We start from the raw sequence: 17,722 nt of genomic DNA, 5'->3' as shown, positions 1-17,722 counted from the left end.
GTTCAGTACAGCGAACCGGCATTGACGATCGGCTGGGTGCCACGGTCCGAGCACAGCACCGTCAACAGGTTGCTGACCATGTGCGCCTTGCGCTCTTCGTCCAGAGTGACGACGGCGTTCTTCTGCAGTTCCAGCAGTGCCATCTCAACCATGCCGACGGCGCCGGCGACGATCTGCGTACGTGCGGCGATCACCGCGCTGGCCTGCTGACGCTGCAGCATGGCCTGGGCGATTTCCGGTGCGTAGGCGAGGTGGCTGATGCGGGCATCAAGTACCTGCACGCCGGCATCGGCCAGGCGCTCGGCCAGTTCGTCCTTCAGGTGCTGGGAGATCTCGGCGGCGTGGCTGCGCAGGGCCAGCTGGCCTTCGGTGTGCTGGTCATAGGGATAGCTGGTGGCCATCGCCCGCAACGCCGATTCGGATTGGATGTGCACGAAGCTCTCGTAGTCGTCGACGTTGTAGACCGCTTCGGAAGCATCGACCACCTGCCAGACGATGACCGCGGCGATTTCGATCGGCGAACCGTCCAGCTCATTGACCTTGAGCTTGCCGCTTTCGAAGTTGCGCACGCGCTGGCTGACGGTGCGCTTGCTGAAGAACGGGTTGTTCCAGCGCAGGCCGTTTTCCTTGACCGTGCCGACGTATTTGCCGAACAGGCTGATCACGGCCACCTGGTTGGGCTGAACCATGTACAGGCCGCAGCTGAGGAAGATGCCGACGATCACCAGCACGATGCCGCCGATCACCATCGGCCCGCCACCACCGGTGCCATTCTTGGTGACGACGATCGCTGCGATGATTGCGATGGCGCCGGCAAGCATCATCAGGAGAGTGCCAAGCAGGGTGGGGATGCCGGTCATGGAACCGATGGACTTCTCTTTCATGGCACATCTTCCGTGGTAGTTGATATGGAAGATATCAAATTGATATCAACATGCAAGCGGTTCTGACAATCGGCTTCCGGCCAGGTCCGGTAGCCCGGGTAAGCGCAGCGCACCCGGGGGTGTGGGAATCCTTCCCGGCGGCAGCGCCAGATGTCATCGCGGTGAATCCCGGGTGCGCTACGCGTACCCGAGCTACGGCCCCGCGTGGTGACGGGGCCGCCGGCCAACCCTTACCGGGCCAGCTTGCCTAGAATAGGCACCCTCTTTATCGCCCTTCCGGACCTGCCTGATGATCACCCTCGGTACCCCGTTGTCCCCGTCCGCCACCCGCGTCCTGCTGCTTGGTTCGGGCGAACTGGGCAAGGAGGTGGCCATCGAGCTGCAGCGTTTCGGGGTGGAAGTGATTGCCGCCGACCGTTACGCCAATGCCCCGGCCATGCAGGTGGCCCACCGCAGCCACGTGCTGGACATGCTGGATCCGGCCGCGCTGAAGGCGCTGCTCGCGCAGGAGCAGCCGCATCTGGTGGTGCCCGAGATCGAGGCCATCCATACCGAAACCCTGGTGCAGCTGGAGGCCGAGCAGGGCCTGCGGGTCATCCCTACCGCGCGCGCAGCGCGCCTGACCATGGACCGCGAAGGCATCCGTCGCCTGGCAGCGGAAACCCTGGGCCTGCCGACCTCGCCGTATCGCTTCGTCGATACCGAAGCCGAGTACCGCGACGCCGTTGCCGCGATTGGCCTGCCGTGCGTGGTCAAGCCGGTGATGTCGTCCTCGGGCAAGGGCCAGAGCACACTGCGCGATGAGGCCGACATCGGCCCGGCCTGGGAATACGCACAGACCGGTGGCCGTGCCGGTGCCGGCCGCTGCATCGTTGAGGGCTTCATCGATTTTGATTACGAGATCACCCTGCTGACCGTGCGCCATGCCGGCGGTACCGCGTTCTGCGATCCGGTCGGCCATCTGCAGAAGGATGGCGACTACCGCGAAAGCTGGCAGCCGCAGGCGATGTCGGCCAAGGCGTTGGAGGGCGCGCAGCAGATTGCGCGGGCGATCACCGATGACCTCGGTGGCTGGGGCCTGTTCGGCGTCGAGCTGTTCGTGAAAGGCGACGCAGTGTGGTTCAGCGAAGTCTCCCCTCGTCCGCACGACACCGGTCTGGTCACGCTGGTGTCGCAGGAACTGAGCGAATTCGCATTGCACGCGCGTGCCATCCTCGGCCTGCCGATTCCGACGATCCGCCACAACGGTGCATCGGCTTCGTGCGCGATGTTGGCGCAGGGCAATGGCGTGCCGTTCTTCAGCAACGTTGCCGAGGCATTGATACATCCGGATTCCGCATTGCGCCTGTTCGGCAAGCCGATGGTGCAGGGCCAACGCCGCGTCGGTGTGACGCTTGCTCGTGCAGCCGACGTGGACCAGGCCCGCGCGATCGCCCGTGATGCCGCAGCTGCCATTGGCATCGAACTGCGCTGAGCGGCTCTGCTCCCTCCCTTTGCCGAAGGCAAAGGGAGGGTTGGGGAGGGGTAAGCTTCACCGCTCTTGCTGGTGCTCCAGCTTCGCGGCTGACGCCGCTCCTACAGTGCAGGGTGCCGCCAGCTTGTAGGAGCGGCGTCAGCCGCGAAGCTGGCATTACTGGAGCAGCGGGAAGCGTCGTGACCTGATGATGTATGAGCTTCGCGGCTTATGCCGCTCCCACAAATGCAGGGTATCGCCAGCTTGTAGGAGCGGCGTCAGCCGCGAAGCTGGCATTGCTCAAATGCCATGGTCTTTGCGATCTGATGATGCAGCTGCTTCGCGGCTTACGCCGTTACCACAAAATCCAGAAGCAAAAAAAACGCCGGCTTAGCCGGCGTTTTTTTTATTTCACATCCACCCAGACAAGATGGTGGTCGCTGCCATCGGCTATCTTCGCCTCCGGGCTCTCGTTGGCCGGCCAGAACACGCCGCTGCCGATGTAGCTCAGGCCAGTGGAGGGCAGTACATAGTCCAGGCGCATCGTGCCCGAGCGCGGGCCGAAGTCGCCGGTGGCGTGCTGCGGTGCGCCGCGGCGGACGATGCCCTTTTCAGCATAGGCCAGGCTGGTCTGCTCGGCGCCAATGCTGCTCGGGGTCGGGTAGCGCAGCACGCGCGGGTGTTCCAGCAGTTCGAGGATGGCGTCATGGCGGCCATCGCCATCGGCCGGGTCGTTGTTCAGATCACCGACGATCACGAAGCGCGCATCGGCGGCCAGGCCGCCGCAGCTGCCCTTGTCATCGCATAGCCAAGGCTTGTCGCCGCCGTCCAGGTATTCCTTCCACAGTCGCAGTTCGTCGTGGTTGCGGGCGGCGTTGCGCTTTTCCTTGCCGTCGAAAACCGGCGGAGTGGGGTGCGAAGCCAGTACATGCACGGTGCCCAGCGGTGTGCGCACCGGTACGTCCCAATGCGATTTCGAAGACAGCCGCAGCTGCGACCAAACCGCGTCCGGCCAGAACGACTTGCCGGTGCCCGGATCGATCGGGCGCAGCGCGCCCGGCAGGGTGCTCCACTTCAACAACTGGAAGGTGCGCACCGCAGCTTCATCGATGGGATACCGGGAGAGCACCAGCATGCCGTACTGGCCGGGGTGCAGGCCGTAGCCCCAGGCATCGTTGCCGCGCTCGCGGCCCTTGCCGCCGACGCTGCCGTTGTTGTCCAGGTCCAGGCCGCTGGGAACGCCGGTATTGACCGGGGCCAGATAGCGGTAGGGGTATTTCAGGGGTTCGCCGCCGCCGGGCTGGGCGACTTCAAGATAGCGTTGCTGGAACAGGTCGGCGGCACGGTGTGCGTCGTCGAAATCGAATTCGTTGAGCAGGACCAGATCCGGGCGTGCTTGTTGCAGCACAGCAGCGATCTTGCGCGCATGCGCGCTGTCGCCCTGCAGCTCACGGATCAGGCCGCCTTCGTCATCGGAGTACAGCGAGGTGTTGTACGTCGCCAGCCGCAGCTGCTCCGGCGCGGCGGCACTGCCGCTGGGTGAGGTGGAACAGGCTGCCAACAGCAGGGTCATCGGGGCGAGTAGGGTTGAGATGCGCATCCATGGATTTTCTCACGTTGCCATGACGATGAGGCGAAAACACGAACGCCCCGCAAGCGGGGCGTTCGTGGACAGCGCTGTGACGTTGCTTAGAACGTACAGCCCATCGGGGCGAAGCTGGTCTTGGCCTGTTCCAGTGCGGTCTTGCACTGGTTGGCCAGCTCGGTCTTGTCGGTCACGCCGGCCCAGGCGCTACGCGACTGCTCGATGCCCTGCTTCATCATGTCGCGCTGGGCCTCGGGGACCTTGTCGCTGATGCAGGCGTAGACCTTTTCCAGGTACTGGTCGCATTCGGGGACGCCGGTGCCGGCCTTGACGGTGTCGGTGGCCGGAGCCGGGGTGACTTCGGCAGCGGCGGTAGCCGGTGCAGCGGCCGGGGCGTCGGTGGCCGGGGTTTCGGCCTTCTTGCAGCCGGCCAGGGCCAGGGTGCCAATTGCAGCCAGAATCAGTAGTTGGGTCTTCACGCATTGCTCCTGTTGAATGGGTACTTCCTTGCGCCACCACGATGCGCGATGACATTCCCATTCTGCATAACTACCGGTTAAATGTGTATCAAGGGGTCACAATTGAGCGCGTTCCCACTCAAGGAAAGCCCTCGGCGTTGTCTTTGCCGCCCGGCATCCAGCGCTTGCCGTCGAAATACTCCAGCGGATGGAAACGCCGTTTGTAGTCCATCTTGCGATGGCCGTTGATCCAGTAGCCCAGATAGAGATGCGGCAGGCCATTGCGCTGCGCCCAGGCGATCTGCTGCAGGATGGCGTAGGTGCCCAGGCCGCGCTTGGCCTGGTCCGGGTCGAAGAAGGTATAGACCGCTGACAGGCCCTGCTCGGTGACGTCGGTGACCGCAACGGCCAGCAATTGCCCGCGCTTGCCGGCAGCGCCCGGGGTGCGGATCTCCATGAAGCGGCCGTGCGACCAGCTGCCGATCAGGAACTGATCGAACTCGTGCGGCCCGTGGCCGTCCATGCCGCCATGGAGGTGGCGGTGCTGCAGGTAGCGCTGGTACAGCGCGAACTGCTCTTCGGTACGTTCGGCGGGCAGGATGCGGTAGTCCAGGTCGGCGTTATGCGCCAGACAGCGGCGCTGGCTGCGGTCCGGGTTGAAACGCGCCACCGGTATGCGCACCGGGACACAGGCGCGACAGCCTTCGCAGTGCGGGCGGTAGACCAGGTCGCCGGAGCGGCGGAAGCCCCAGGTCAAGGCCATTGGATACAGCGCGCCCAGGCGGCGATCCTGCGGATCGAGCACCAGGTCGCGCGCCTGTCGTTCCGGCCAATAGCCACAGGCGTGCTCGCCGGTCTGGAACAGGCGCAGTTCTTCGTTGTTGTTGTCACCGTGGGCTGCCATGCGCACAGCATAGCGGCGCCGCGTCGCAAAACCTGCGCCTGTCTGCGCGATGAATATCCCCGCAGTACAGGTCAACCGGTGCGGCGGTTGGGGCGTTGACCGTAGCGAGGACGCAATGCCGCGTCCGCAGTTTCACCACGGAGCCACACCATGACCCAGACCCACCGCAAACCTCTCCTCCTGCTGGCGATGCTGCTGGCCACCTCGGCGACCGGCCTGGCTTTGGCTGCCGCACCGGCCGATCCGAAGCCGGCTCCGGCGCGTCTGGACGCCAACAACGACGGCGTGGTCGACCGCCAGGAAGCAGCAGCGCATTCGCGCATGGCACAGCGCTTTGACGAACTGGACAAGAACAAGGACGGCAAGCTGCAGCGCGAAGAAATGCCGCAGCCGCGCCATGCCGGACGTCACGGCGGCGGTCGCCATGGCGGCATGCACGGGCAGCGTGATGGCGGCTTCATGCGCGGCATGGACACCGACCATGACGGCCGCATCAGTGCCGCCGAGTACCAGGCCAACTTCACCCGTCTGGACGTCAACAAGGACGGCTATATCGACCAGGCAGATCGCCAGGCCCGCGCCGAACAGCGTCGCGCCGAATGGTTTGCCAAGGCCGATACCAACAAGGATGGCAAGTTGAGCCCGGCCGAACTGGAGGCCGCGCGCAACGACGGTCATCGTGATCACCGTGGCCCGCGTGGCCCGGTGCCGCCGCAGGCTCCGGCTGCGAAGTAAGTTCCGGAGAGGCGCCGATCGACAACCCCCGCTGGCAACAGCGGGGGTTTTTGTTTGCCGGGTTCAGTGCCGCAGCAGGACGAAAAGCACCAGTGCCACCACGATCAGCGAGGTGACGGCAATGGCGCTGCGCCCGAACATGCTCTGGTAGACCCAGGTGGGTCCGGTGCGGCCATGGCGTGCTGCGTCGCGGGCGAGCATGGGTGCCATCAACGGGGGCAGGATCACAAGATACTGGTAGTTCAGAACGATCATGCCTACGGCCATCGTCAGCAGTCCGCCGACCACGCCCATGCGCAGGGCCACGCCGGCCATGGTGCAGATGCAGAACGCAAATGCGCTGAGGGTGATCAAACGCATGAAGCGCCGAACGCTGCGTTTCTCTTCCGCCGTTTCGGCATAGCTCAACAGGTAGAGATTGGAGAGATAGGTTGCCCCGGTGCCGAGCGCAACAGAGCCCAGCACCACCCAGACAGCAAACGAGTTGGGGAACAGGTTGTTGATCATGGCCCCCAGCGTGCCCGCCGCCGCACCGCTGCTGGCGGTGCTGGCGCCAAGGCCGCCAATGCCCAGCTTGCCGATCCCCGTGCCTGCTACCCCAGCGCTGGTGCCGAGGATCACCGCGCTGGCGGTGCCGGGTGCTGCCAGCATCAGCGTTGAACTGAGCAATGCAACGAAGGCCGTGCCCGGTGCGGTGCTGCGTGCAAATTCGCCAAAGCGCTTGAGCATTTCCTCGCGCACGCTGGCGCGGGCACGCGACAAGCGCTTGCGCACCGCCGCATCGCTCAGGCCGAGCAGCAGCGCCACCTGCTGCGAGCTTTGTCCTTCGCGGTAATACAGCAGCAGGGCTTCGCGGCTGTCTTCGGGCAGGGCCGAGATGATTTCCTCGGCGACCAGTTCTTCCTCCACCCGTGCCATTGCATCCACGCCATTGGGCGAGGGATCGGCCGCCATGCTGATGGCGATTTCCGCGGCCTCGCCGCTGAGCGGACGGTTGCGGTTGGCACGCAGCCAGTCGCGGGCCAGGTTGCGGGTGATCTGTCGCAGCCAGGGCAGGAAACTGGAGGCGTTGTTGAGTTGGGTGAGTTGCTGCCAGGCCTTGATGAAGGCTTCCTGGGCGATGTCCTCGCTGGCCTGCACGTCACGGGTGATGGCCAGGGCGATGGCGGTCACCGTGTTCTGGCAGGCCACAACGATGCGCCCGTAGGACTGCATGCAGCCCTTGCGGGCGGCAGGCAGTTCGTTCAGCAGCAGGGTCTCCAGCGTTTCGGTGCTCATCGGACAGGCCTTTGCGACGGTACTGCCAAACAGGACGGACGCGGCGGCCCGATGTGACCGATTATTTTTCCGGAGCCGGAGCCGGAGCCGGAGCCGGAGCCGGTGGCTGGCTGTCAGGCTGCGGCTGGATGCGCACGCGGAACTCGTCTTCGGCCGGTGGCGCAGCGGTGGGCTGGCTCTGTGCTGCGGTACTGGCCGGCGCCGCAGCCGGCGCGGGGGCGGGCGCATTGCGATGGCGCAGCATGATCACCAGCGCTACGCCGGCGATCACCACCAGTAGGGCGATGCGGATGCGCCAGGCCCAGTTGCGCCTGGTGCCGGTTTCAGCCGGTGTTTCCCGGAAGGCATATTCGGCGGTCGGGTGGTCGCGGCGGGTGGTATCGAGCAGGCGCTTGTCGCGCAGGATTTCGCGCGCACGCGGCTGGTCGTTGGCATGCACCACCCACACGGCGGGCTGGTTGTCGTTGTTGACCTTGTCGGTATAGCTGAACTGACCACTACGCTTGGTGCGGTATGAGCGGCCATTGGTGACGCGCACCTCGATGCCGGCATCGCGCAGGATCTGCGCCACACCTTCGGCGTTCTCGACGCGCTGGCTGCTGAAAATCTTGCGCATGGTTCAGCCCTTGCTCGCTTCGTTGTCGTCGGGGGTCACACGGATCAGGCCTTCCTGCGCGGTGCTGGCAACCAGCACGCCATCGCGGGTATAGAACTGGCCGCGCGCCAGCCCGCGCGAATCCTGCGCGCTGGGGCTGTCCAGTGAATACAGCAGCCAATCATCCACGCGGAATGGCCGATGGAACCAGATGGCGTGGTCCAGCGAGGCCATCTGCACGTGCGGCTGGTAGTAGCTGATGCCGTGCGGAAAGGTTGCCGTGCCCAACAGATGGAAATCGGAGGCATAGGCCAACAGCGCCTGATGCAGTTCCGGCGCGTCGCCGATCTTCTCGTTCAAGCGCAGCCACACCTGGTGGTAGGGCGGGCGCTTGGGTGGATTCAGCTCGTCGCGCGGGTAGACGTGACGGAACTCGAACGGACCGCCGCGCGACAGCCAGCGCTGCACCTTGACCGGCAGCCGCTCCAGCACATCGGCGGGCAGCGGACGTTGCGGCTCGATGTCTTCGGGCTGCGGCACTTCCGGCATCTTGTGCTGATGTTCGGCGCCGCTTTCGGCCTGTTGGAACGAGGCCGCGCAGAAGAAGATCACCTTGCCGTGCTGGATCGCGGTAACCCGGCGGACCGAGAAACTGCCACCGTCGCGGGTACGGTCAACGTCGTAGACGATGGGGTGGTCGATATTGCCGGCGCGCAGGAAGTAGGCGTGCAGCGAGTGCACGTGACGGCCGTTTACGACCGTGGCCTGCGCTGCGGCCAGCGCCTGCCCCAGCACCTGCCCACCGAACACGTATTTGGTGCCGATATCACGGCTCTGGCCACGGAACAGGTTGTCCTCCAGCCGCTCCAGCGACAGCAGGTCAATCAGTTCTGAGACCACGGGTTCGGGCGTGTTGGACAAGGCAGCGGCCTTTTTATCGACAGGCCGCGATTATATAGGGGTCAGGAGTGAGTCAAGAGGAGTGAGCCCGTGGGGCGAGGAGTGGGTTAAGAGGAGTGAGGAGTGAGAGAGGGCAACAGCCGCAGCCACCGCCACCGCAGTCTTCGGACACTCGCTCTTGCCCTGGCTCTTACTCGCTACTCACTCCGCCCCCCTCGTTCCTAGCTCTTGCCCAAGCGAGCAGCCAAGGCCTGCAAAGCGCCCTGCGCATCCGCCGAGAACCAGGCTTCGACAAAGCGCTCCAGCTGGATGTGCTCGGCCTGCATGGCCTCATGCAGGTCGACACGGGCAATGGCGCGGGTCTGCAGCATCGGCTGCGGCGGCAGCTTGAGCTGGGCCTGCAGCCAGCCGATGGCGCGTTGGACCACCAGCGGGGCACCGTCTGCCAGTTCATCGACCAGGCCGATCTCCAGTGCGCGTTCGGCACTGACCAGCTGGCCGCCGCTCAGCAGCACGCTGGCGCGGTGCGGGCCAACCACGCGACGCATCAGCCGCTGGATGCCTTCCGGTGCCACCAGGCCTACCTGTACCTCGTTCAGGCCGATCACATAGGGCTTGGCAGGGTCGGTGCTGCGCGCCATCACCCGGTAATCGCAGCACAGCGCCAGTACGCAGCCGCCGGCCGGCGAATGGCCGGTGAGTGCGGCCACGACCGGCACGCGGCTTTCGGCCAGGGCGCGCGCGGCGCCGAAGAAAGCCTGCCAGCTGTCCATCAGCTTGCGCTTGTCATCGCCGTGCGACAGCAGGTGCGGTACGTCCATGCCGCCAGTGAAGATGCGCTCGCTGCCGGACAGCACGATGCCGTGCACGTCGTCGCTCATGGCCAGGGTGACGGCGGCAATCAGGGCGCGGCACAGCTCGGTGTCCAGCGCGTTGACCGGCGGCCGGGCGAGGCGCAGTTCGCGGATGGGGCCATGGTTGATCACTTCGATGAGCGTGGTCATGCTGCGGTTTCTCGTACGGCAAGGAGTCGTGGCCCGATGATAACCAAACCATTCGTGTGCGTACTGTTGGCCCTGTGTGCATTCGAGGCATCGGCCGCGGCGCCGGCCTGCGTGAAGCTGGAGCAGGGGTGGGTGCGGCTGACGCCGGGGGCAATGCGGATGGCGGCGGGTTATGCGCGGATCCGCAACGATTGTGCCGGCGAGGTGGTGGTGATCGGGGCTGGCAGCAAGGCGTTCGGCGAAGTGTCCTTGCACGAAACCACGATGGTGCAGGGGGTAAGCCGGATGCGCGAGATCGAACGCCTGCCGGTCGCGGCGGGCACATCGGTCGAACTCAAGCCCGGTGGCATGCACCTGATGCTGATGCAGCCGGAAGTGCCGCTTGCCGAAGGTGCGCAGCTGCCGTTGCGGCTGAGTCTGGAGGGTGGAACAAAGGTCGATGGATCGTTGCAGGTACGGCGCGAGGCGCCGGCGCCTTAGTCAGTGCCGTTGACCGCCGCGGGATCGGCAGTAGCCTGTTTCAGCCATTCACGCGGCGCCATTCCGGTTTTCGCAGCGAACACGCGCGACAGCGCCGAAGCATTGGCATAGCCCAGCTCGTCGGCCAGGGCCTTGATCGGCCGGCCTTGGCGCAGCCGGCGCTGGGCCAGGGCGATACGCCAATCGGTCAGGTAGTCGAGCGGGGTCTGCCCGACCACATCGCGGAAGCTATTGGCGAAGGCGGTGCGCGACATTCCGGCCTGTTCGGCGAGACTGCTCAGCGTCCAGCTTTCGCCGGGGCGGTCGTGCATGGCGGCCAGCGCACGTGCCAGCCGCGGATCCGACAAGCCGGTGATGAAACCGGCGGGAATGCCGGCTTCCTGCGGATGATCCAGCAGCCAGCGCAGCAGCTGGATCACCACCACTTCGAACAAGCGATCGGTCAGCAGGCGTTGGCCGCAGCGGACATGGTCGGTTTCGTTGAACAGCAGCTCCAGCGTCATCGCCAGCCCGGGAATACGGGCCAGTGGCAGCGCAATCAGCGACGGCAAACCGCGCACCAGCGGATGGGCGATGCCGCCATCGAAGTCCAGCCGCGCGCAGGTGAAGTCGGCACCTTCGCGTGGCGGGTTGTGGAAGCGATGGCTGAGCGGGCGCGGATAGAACAGCAGGGTCGGTTCGTTGAAGTGCATTGAGGCCGGGATGTCGCGGCTGCCGGGATGGCTGACCTCAAGCTGCCCGCGGCGCAGCACGTGCAGATAGGCATGGCCTTCATCGGCATCGAAGCTGGTCAGCCCGCACAGCGGGCCGGAGTGAAAAAGCTGCGCCTGGAAGCGGAAGTTCTCCAGCACGCCGGCCAGGCGATCCACGGGCGGAAGTGTGCTCATCTGTATCAATTGGTTTGTTTGTTGGACTGATCGTATCAAATCGTTCGGATCGCAAGGCAATACTTTGCTCACGGGCTGACGGCCCGGTAGTTCACCCCATCTGATCAGGAGATCACCATGTCACGCATCAACCTGCAAACCCAGACCGCCCCGGCCGCCAGCCAGCCGCTGTTGGCGCAGATCCACAAAGCCTTCGGCGCGACGCCGAACATGTTCAAGGCCGTCGCCAATTCACCGGCTGCGTTGCAGAGCATGTGGGGTGCATTTGGCGCCCTGGGCAACGGAAGTCTTGGCAGCAAGCTCGGCGAGCAGCTTGCTGTCGCCATCGCCAACCGCAACCGCTGCGAGTACTGCCTGGCCGCGCACACCGTGCTGGGCCAGCAAGCCGGCGCTACCGCCACTGAAATGGCCGCCGCACAGGCGGGGCAATCCGATGACGCGCGCACTGCCGCAGCTTTGCGGTTTGCGTTGAAGGTTGTTGAGCAACGTGCACAGCTGGGTGATGCCGATGTGGCAGAGCTGCGCAGCGTGGGTTTCGGTGACGAGCAGATCGTCGAGATTCTGGCGCATGTCGCGTTGAACCTATTCACCAACTACATCAACGTGGCGTTGGATGTGCCGGTGGATTTCCCGAAGGTGGCGTTGAAGTAAGGCGATGCGTATGCCGGCAGTTCACCGTCATGCTCGCAATCGCAGCTAAAGCCCCTCTCCCACCGGGAGAGGGGTTGGGGTGAGGGCGCTTCATAGCTCAAAAAGCTCTAAAAGCTCCCCTCATCCGACCCTTCGGGCCACCTTCTCCCGCATGCGGGAGAAGGGATGTGTCAGGCATCTTTCCGATCTGCAGGCTTCGCTTCGGCTCAGCTCGAAGCCCCGCGCACAGCCTCCGGCAACGGCGCGCTCTTGCCGGTCTGCGTATCCATCCAAACCACCACCACATTGCCGTCCGAGTACAGCTTGCTGTCGTCGTTCTGGTCAACGATGCGGTGACCAATGGTCACACTGCTGTTGCCCAGGCGTTCGACGAACAACTCCACCACAATGTCGTTCGGCCACACGATCGGCAGCCGGTAGTTGATGTTGGTATTGGCTACCACCGGGGCGATGCGGTCGCTCATCGACACGCCTTCCACGCCCAGCATCCAGCGCACGCGCGCTTCCTCCAGGTAGGACACGTACTTGGCATTGTTGACGTGGCCCATCGAGTCCATGTCGCGCCAGCGCACGCTGATCGGTACGCGGGCCAGTTGCTTGTGCTCACTGCTCATTTCGAAGCCTTCTTCTTTGCGGGGGCGGCAGCCTTCTTGGCGGCCGTCTTCTTGACCGGCTTTTCCTTGCGCGGCGGGCGCGCATCGGGCTTGTTGGCGACCGCGGCCGGCTGTTCGGGGCGCGCGCTGGTTGAAGGCAGCATCTTGGCCAGGAACTGGCCGGTGTAGGAGTCCGGGTGCGCAGCCACGTCTTCGGGTGTGCCGGTGACCAGCACGGTACCGCCGCGATGGCCACCTTCCGGGCCCAGATCAACGATCCAGTCAGCAGTCTTGATCACGTCCAGGTTGTGCTCGATCACCACCACCGTATTGCCCTCGTCGCGCAGCTTGTGCAGCACGCCGAGCAGCGCTTCGATGTCGTGGAAATGCAGGCCCGTGGTCGGCTCGTCGAGGATGTACAGGGTGCGGCCGGTATCACGGCGCGACAGTTCCTTGGACAGCTTGACGCGTTGTGCTTCACCACCGGACAGCGTGGTCGCGCTCTGGCCCAACTTGATGTAACTCAAGCCCACGTCCATCAGCGTTTCCAGCTTGCGCGCGATCGACGGCACCGGCTCGAACAGGCGCAATGCATCTTCGACCGTCATCTGCAGCACGTCGTTGATGTTGTAGCCCTTGTAGAGGATCTCCAGCGTCTCGCGGTTGTAGCGCTTGCCGTGGCAGACATCGCAAGGCACGTACACGTCCGGCAGGAAGTGCATTTCCACCTTGATCAAGCCATCGCCCTGGCAGGCTTCGCAGCGGCCGCCGCGCACGTTGAAGCTGAAACGGCCGGGCGAATAGCCGCGCGCACGCGCTTCCGGCACCTGCGCGTACAGCTCGCGCAACGGCGTGAACAAGCCGGTATACGTTGCCGGGTTGGAGCGCGGGGTGCGGCCAATCGGCGACTGATCGATGTCGACGACCTTGTCGAACAGGTCCAGGCCTTCGACGCTCTTGTACTTGGCGATCGGATGCGAAGAGCCGTTGATTTCGTTCGCCGCCAACGAGAACAAGGTGTCGTTGATCAGCGTCGACTTGCCCGAGCCGGACACGCCGGTCACGCAGGTCAACAGGCCGGACGGAACGTCCAGATCCACGTTCTTCAGGTTGTTGCCGCTGGCGCCGCGCAGGCGCAGCGTCATCTTCGGATTGGGCTTGTGCCGGCGTGCCGGGATCTCGATGCGGCGCTTGCCCGACAGATACTGGCCGGTCAGTGAGCGCGGCGCGTCCAGCAGGTCCTGCAGCTGGCCCTGGCCAACGATTTCACCACCATGCACGCCCGCACCGGGGCCGATATCGACCACGTAATCGGCCAGCCGGATCGCGTCCTCGTCATGCTCGACCACGATCACCGTATTGCCGAGGTCACGCAGGCGGGTGAGGGTGCCGAGCAGGCGTTCGTTGTCGCGCTGGTGCAGGCCGATGGACGGCTCGTCGAGCACATACATCACGCCAACCAGGCCGGCACCGATCTGCGAGGCCAGACGAATACGCTGCGCTTCACCGCCGGACAAAGTGTCGGCCTTGCGCTCCAGCGTGAGGTAATCCAGGCCGACATCGACCAGAAAGCCCAACCGCTCGCCGATTTCCTTGACGATCTTGGTGGCGATCTCCCCGCGCCAGCCGGGCAGGCTCAGCTCGCTGAAGAAGCGCTTGGCTTCATCGATCGGCAGCACCGCGATTTCCGGCAGCGGACGGTCGGCGACAAATACATTGCGCGCCGCCTTGTTCAAGCGCGCGCCCTTGCACTCCGGGCACGGCCGCGAGCTGATGTACTTGGCCAGCTCCTCGCGCACGGCCGGCGATTCGGTCTCGCGGTAGCGGCGTTCGAGGTTGGGGATGATGCCTTCGAAGCGGTGCTTGCGCTGGTTGCGGCCACCGGCTTCGGTGAAATAGGTGAAGGTGATCTGGTCTTCGCCGCTGCCGTACAGCACGGCCTGCTTGACGTTGTCCGGCAGCGATTGCCAAGTGGCATCCACGTCGAACTTGTAGTGCTTGGCGAGCGAGGCGATCAGCTGGAAATAATAGGCATTGCGACGGTCCCAGCCGCGCACCGCACCGGCAGCCAGCGACAGTTCCGGGTGCACGACCACGCGGTTCGGATCAAAGAACTCGGCAACGCCCAGGCCATCGCAGCCCGGGCAGGCGCCGACCGGCGAGTTGAACGAAAACAGGCGCGGTTCCAGTTCCGGCAGCGCGTAATCGCAGACCGGGCAGCTGTACTTGGAAGAGAACAGCTGCGGGGTGGTGTCAGCGGCTTCCAGCGGCATCACCGTGGCCATGCCGTCGCCCAGCTTGAGGGCAGTTTCAAAGCTTTCGGCCAGGCGCTGCTTGATGTCCTCGCGCGGGCGGAAGCGGTCGATCACCGCCTCGATGGTGTGTTTCTGGCGCAGGGTCAGCGCCGGCACTTCATCGATTTCGTACAGTTCGCCGTCAACGCGCACACGCACAAAACCCTGCGCGCGCAACTGGTCGAAGACCTGTGCATGCTCGCCCTTGCGCTCGCGGATGACCGGTGCCAGCAGCATGTAGCGCTGCTCCGGATCCAGCGTCAGCACCTGGTCGACCATCTGGCTGACGGTCTGCGCTTCCAGCGGATAACCGTGGTCCGGGCAGCGCGGGCTGCCGACGCGGGCGTAGAGCAGGCGCAGGTAGTCGTAGATCTCGGTGATGGTGCCCACGGTCGAGCGCGGGTTGTGCGAGGTCGACTTCTGCTCGATGGAGATCGCCGGCGACAGGCCTTCGATGTGATCCAGATCGGGCTTTTCCATCACGCTCAGGAATTGCCGCGCATACGCCGACAGCGACTCGACATAGCGGCGCTGGCCTTCGGCATAGATGGTGTCGAACGCCAACGAGGACTTGCCCGAGCCGGACAGGCCGGTGATCACGATCAATTTGTCGCGAGGCAGGTCGAGGTCGATGTTCTTGAGGTTGTGCGTCCGCGCACCGCGGATGCGGATGAAATCCATCGCCATGGGAAATCCGATTTGGACCACTGCCGGCTGGGGGCCGGTAGCAGGGGGTGTGGGGGCGTCGCTGACGGCAGTCAATCAGCCTAGCGGCCTTGTCATTTGGGGGCAATTGCCAGTTTTGCCAGTGCTGTTTCCCGCCAATGTGGTGGATCCCGGGCGCGGGCCTGAACTGGCGTTCAGCCCCGGCGTATCAGGGCAGGGGGTGGGTTGACCCGAGCTGGGTGTGGCCGGTAAAATCCCGCTTCTGTCCGCCCTCGACGGCGGGCAAGGCGACCACAATAACTACAGAGGAAGTCTGGTCATGTATGCAGTTCTGGTAACAGGCGGTAAGCAGTACCGCGTCGTTCAGGGTGAAACCCTGCGCGTTGAAAAACTCGAAGTCGAAGCCGGCCAAGAGATCAAGTTTGACACCGTCCTGATGCTCGGCGATGCCGATGGCATCAAGCTGGGTGACGCGCTGAAGGGCGCTTCGGTGACCGCCAAGGTTGTGGCTCATGGCCGCGCCGACAAGGTCCGGATCATCAAGTTCCGTCGCCGTAAGCACCACATGAAGCGTCAGGGTCACCGTCAGTACTACACCGAAATCGAAATCACCGGCATCGCCGGCTAATTGCTAAGGAGCATCCGTCATGGCACATAAAAAGGGCGTAGGTTCCTCGCGCAACGGTCGCGATTCCAACCCGAAATACCTCGGCGTCAAGATCTTCGGTGGCCAGGCCATCGAAGCAGGCAACATCATCGTGCGTCAGCGCGGCACCCAGTTCCACCCGGGTGCAGGCGTCGGCCTGGGCCGTGACCACACGCTGTTCGCGCTGGTCAATGGCAAGGTTGAGTTCACGGTGAAGGGTGCCAACAAGCGCCGTACCGTCAGCGTTGTCACGGAAGCTTAATTCCGTACGCGCAAGCCGCCCATACTCCGGTGTGGGCAGCTGACGAGAGCCCCGCTTCGGCGGGGTTTTTCGTTGGAACCCCGACATTCCGGGGTGCAGGGCCGATAATGGGCAGTACCTGCTTTTGCTATTCCCCAATCCCCATTTCCTAATCCCGGCGTTAAATTCATGAAACTTGTAGACGAAGCGGAGATCGAAGTCATCGCTGGCAACGGCGGCAATGGCTGTATCGGCTTTCGCCGCGAGAAGTTCATTCCGCTCGGTGGTCCGGATGGTGGCGATGGCGGCAATGGCGGCAGCGTCTGGATCCGCGCCGACGCAAACCTGAACACCCTGGTCGACTTCCGCCATGACCGCATTTTCAAGGCGCAGCGCGGCGAGAACGGCATGGGCCGTCAGGCCTACGGCAAGGGCGGCGAAGATCTGATCATCACCGTGCCGGTTGGCACCGTGGTGATGAATGTCGACACCGATGAAGTCATCGGTGACATGACCACCCATGGCGATCGCCTGCTGGTGGCCAGGGGCGGCAAGGGCGGCCTCGGCAACATGCACTTCAAGAGCTCCACCAACCGCGCGCCGCGTCAGGCGCTGCCGGGTGAAGAGGGTGAAGAGCGTCTGCTCAAGCTGGAGCTGAAGCTGCTGGCTGACGTTGGCCTGCTGGGCTTCCCCAATGCTGGCAAGAGCACCTTGATCCGAGCCGTGTCGGCGGCGACGCCGAAGGTGGCTGATTACCCGTTCACCACCTTGTACCCGAACCTGGGCGTGGTGAAGGTCGAGAATTACCGCAGTTTCGTGATCGCCGACATTCCGGGCCTGATCGAAGGGGCGGCTGATGGTGCTGGCCTGGGTGCGCAGTTCCTGCGCCATCTGCAGCGCACGCGCCTGTTGTTGCACCTCGTCGACATCTCGCCGATGGAAGGTGGTGTCGAGGGTATTTCGCCGGTTGAGCAGGTGCGTGCGATCGAGCGCGAACTGGGCAAGCACGACCCGGAGCTGCTGAACAAGCCGCGCTGGCTGGTGCTGAACAAGGCTGACCTGATGTTCGAGGACGAAGCCAAGGTGGCGGCGGAGCAGATCATCAAGGAGCTGGGCTGGACCGGCCCGTGGTACCTGGTGTCGGCCTTGGGCCGCGAAGGCACCTGGCCGATCATGAAGGACATCATGGCCTCCTTCGATCAGCAGAAGATTCTGGAAGAAGAAGAGCGTGTGACGCGCGGCGAGTAAGGTGTTTCACGGCTGAGCAGTCGTTGCATGAAGAAAACCCGGCCAAGGCCGGGTTTTCTGCTTTCGAGGGTTTGGCTTTGGCTTTGGCTTTTGTTCTGGGCGTAGCCCCGGCTTTGGCTTTTAGCCTTGGCTTTGGCTTGAACCCCCTCCCCCGCTGGGGGTAGGGGGGTTGGGGGGCGGCCACGCTTTTGCTTGAAAAGCCAAAGCCCCCTCATCCGCC

The 17,722-nt window shown here is 64.3% G+C and carries 18 protein-coding genes; 7 read left to right on the top strand and 11 right to left on the bottom strand.

Annotated features, from left to right (window positions below; translation table 11 throughout):
* Positions 1-2: 2 nt before the first annotated feature.
* The gene (locus ACVOKO_RS11575; protein ID WP_346499059.1) at positions 3-884 is read right to left on the bottom strand and encodes an SPFH domain-containing protein; all 882 of its coding nucleotides are present in this window, start codon (positions 882-884) and stop codon (positions 3-5) included.
* Positions 885-1,173: 289 nt separating this feature from the next.
* On the opposite strand from ACVOKO_RS11575, the gene purT reads away from it, so the two are divergent.
* The gene (purT, locus tag ACVOKO_RS11570; RefSeq protein WP_346499058.1) at positions 1,174-2,358 is read left to right on the top strand and encodes a formate-dependent phosphoribosylglycinamide formyltransferase; all 1,185 of its coding nucleotides are present in this window, start codon (positions 1,174-1,176) and stop codon (positions 2,356-2,358) included.
* 385 nt (positions 2,359-2,743) lie between these two features.
* On the opposite strand, the gene ACVOKO_RS11565 is transcribed toward purT, so the two are convergent.
* The 3 genes from ACVOKO_RS11565 to ACVOKO_RS11555 all read right to left on the bottom strand — a co-directional run bounded on the left by ACVOKO_RS11565 (position 2,744) and on the right by ACVOKO_RS11555 (position 5,284).
* A complete protein-coding gene (locus ACVOKO_RS11565; RefSeq protein ID WP_346499100.1) occupies positions 2,744-3,910 on the bottom strand; it encodes an endonuclease/exonuclease/phosphatase family protein in 1,167 nt (388 codons plus the stop codon).
* 116 nt (positions 3,911-4,026) lie between these two features.
* A complete protein-coding gene (locus ACVOKO_RS11560; RefSeq protein WP_346499057.1) occupies positions 4,027-4,401 on the bottom strand; it encodes a hypothetical protein in 375 nt (124 codons plus the stop codon).
* A gap of 118 nt (positions 4,402-4,519) precedes the next feature.
* Entirely contained in the window at positions 4,520-5,284 is a 765-nt protein-coding gene (locus ACVOKO_RS11555; RefSeq protein WP_346499056.1) for an arginyltransferase, read from the bottom strand.
* 150 nt (positions 5,285-5,434) lie between these two features.
* Between ACVOKO_RS11555 and ACVOKO_RS11550 the strand changes: the two genes are divergently transcribed.
* The gene (locus ACVOKO_RS11550) at positions 5,435-6,019 is read left to right on the top strand and encodes an EF-hand domain-containing protein (protein ID WP_346499055.1); all 585 of its coding nucleotides are present in this window, start codon (positions 5,435-5,437) and stop codon (positions 6,017-6,019) included.
* Between the two features lie 63 nt (positions 6,020-6,082).
* On the opposite strand, the gene ACVOKO_RS11545 is transcribed toward ACVOKO_RS11550, so the two are convergent.
* The 4 genes from ACVOKO_RS11545 to ACVOKO_RS11530 form a co-directional block, all read right to left on the bottom strand.
* The gene (locus tag ACVOKO_RS11545) at positions 6,083-7,297 is read right to left on the bottom strand and encodes an RNA polymerase sigma factor (RefSeq protein WP_346499054.1); all 1,215 of its coding nucleotides are present in this window, start codon (positions 7,295-7,297) and stop codon (positions 6,083-6,085) included.
* A 61-nt stretch (positions 7,298-7,358) separates the two neighbouring features.
* Positions 7,359-7,913 (bottom strand): pathogenicity-like protein, encoded by a 555-nt coding sequence (locus ACVOKO_RS11540; protein WP_346499053.1) that lies wholly within the window; start codon positions 7,911-7,913, stop codon positions 7,359-7,361.
* Positions 7,914-7,916: 3 nt separating this feature from the next.
* Entirely contained in the window at positions 7,917-8,813 is an 897-nt protein-coding gene (gene tesB / locus ACVOKO_RS11535; RefSeq protein ID WP_346499052.1) for an acyl-CoA thioesterase II, read from the bottom strand.
* 200 nt (positions 8,814-9,013) lie between these two features.
* Positions 9,014-9,796: an enoyl-CoA hydratase/isomerase family protein gene (locus ACVOKO_RS11530; RefSeq protein WP_346499051.1), complete on the bottom strand. Its 783-nt coding sequence runs from the start codon at positions 9,794-9,796 to the stop codon at positions 9,014-9,016.
* A 36-nt stretch (positions 9,797-9,832) separates the two neighbouring features.
* Between ACVOKO_RS11530 and ACVOKO_RS11525 the strand changes: the two genes are divergently transcribed.
* The gene (locus tag ACVOKO_RS11525) at positions 9,833-10,276 is read left to right on the top strand and encodes a copper chaperone PCu(A)C (protein ID WP_346499050.1); all 444 of its coding nucleotides are present in this window, start codon (positions 9,833-9,835) and stop codon (positions 10,274-10,276) included.
* Here the strand turns inward: ACVOKO_RS11525 and ACVOKO_RS11520 are convergent.
* Positions 10,273-11,163, bottom strand: coding sequence for an AraC family transcriptional regulator (locus ACVOKO_RS11520; protein WP_346499049.1), 891 nt, complete (start codon positions 11,161-11,163; stop codon positions 10,273-10,275). The genes ACVOKO_RS11525 and ACVOKO_RS11520 overlap by 4 nt on opposite strands.
* Positions 11,164-11,280: 117 nt before the next feature.
* Between ACVOKO_RS11520 and ACVOKO_RS11515 the strand changes: the two genes are divergently transcribed.
* Positions 11,281-11,814, top strand: coding sequence for a carboxymuconolactone decarboxylase family protein (locus tag ACVOKO_RS11515; RefSeq protein WP_346499048.1), 534 nt, complete (start codon positions 11,281-11,283; stop codon positions 11,812-11,814).
* Positions 11,815-12,020: 206 nt separating this feature from the next.
* On the opposite strand, the gene ACVOKO_RS11510 is transcribed toward ACVOKO_RS11515, so the two are convergent.
* Positions 12,021-12,428, bottom strand: a complete 408-nt coding sequence (locus ACVOKO_RS11510) for an acyl-CoA thioesterase (protein ID WP_346499047.1) — start codon at positions 12,426-12,428, stop codon at positions 12,021-12,023.
* The gene (gene uvrA, locus ACVOKO_RS11505; RefSeq protein WP_346499046.1) at positions 12,425-15,388 is read right to left on the bottom strand and encodes an excinuclease ABC subunit UvrA; all 2,964 of its coding nucleotides are present in this window, start codon (positions 15,386-15,388) and stop codon (positions 12,425-12,427) included. Before uvrA ends, ACVOKO_RS11510 begins: the two co-directional genes overlap by 4 nt.
* A gap of 298 nt (positions 15,389-15,686) precedes the next feature.
* On the opposite strand from uvrA, the gene rplU reads away from it, so the two are divergent.
* From rplU to obgE, 3 genes are all read left to right on the top strand, one after another.
* Complete coding sequence (gene rplU / locus ACVOKO_RS11500) at positions 15,687-15,995, top strand: 50S ribosomal protein L21 (protein ID WP_346499099.1); 309 nt, start codon at positions 15,687-15,689, stop codon at positions 15,993-15,995.
* A gap of 19 nt (positions 15,996-16,014) precedes the next feature.
* Positions 16,015-16,275: a 50S ribosomal protein L27 gene (gene rpmA / locus ACVOKO_RS11495; RefSeq protein ID WP_346499045.1), complete on the top strand. Its 261-nt coding sequence runs from the start codon at positions 16,015-16,017 to the stop codon at positions 16,273-16,275.
* Positions 16,276-16,443: 168 nt separating this feature from the next.
* Positions 16,444-17,502 (top strand): GTPase ObgE, encoded by a 1,059-nt coding sequence (gene obgE, locus ACVOKO_RS11490; protein ID WP_346499044.1) that lies wholly within the window; start codon positions 16,444-16,446, stop codon positions 17,500-17,502.
* Positions 17,503-17,722 lie beyond the last annotated feature (220 nt).

This window comes from Stenotrophomonas sp. STEN240 (genome assembly GCF_056756175.1).
The sequence above is the reverse complement of the archived record's forward strand: the minus strand, read 5'-3'. Positions and strand labels throughout refer to the sequence as shown.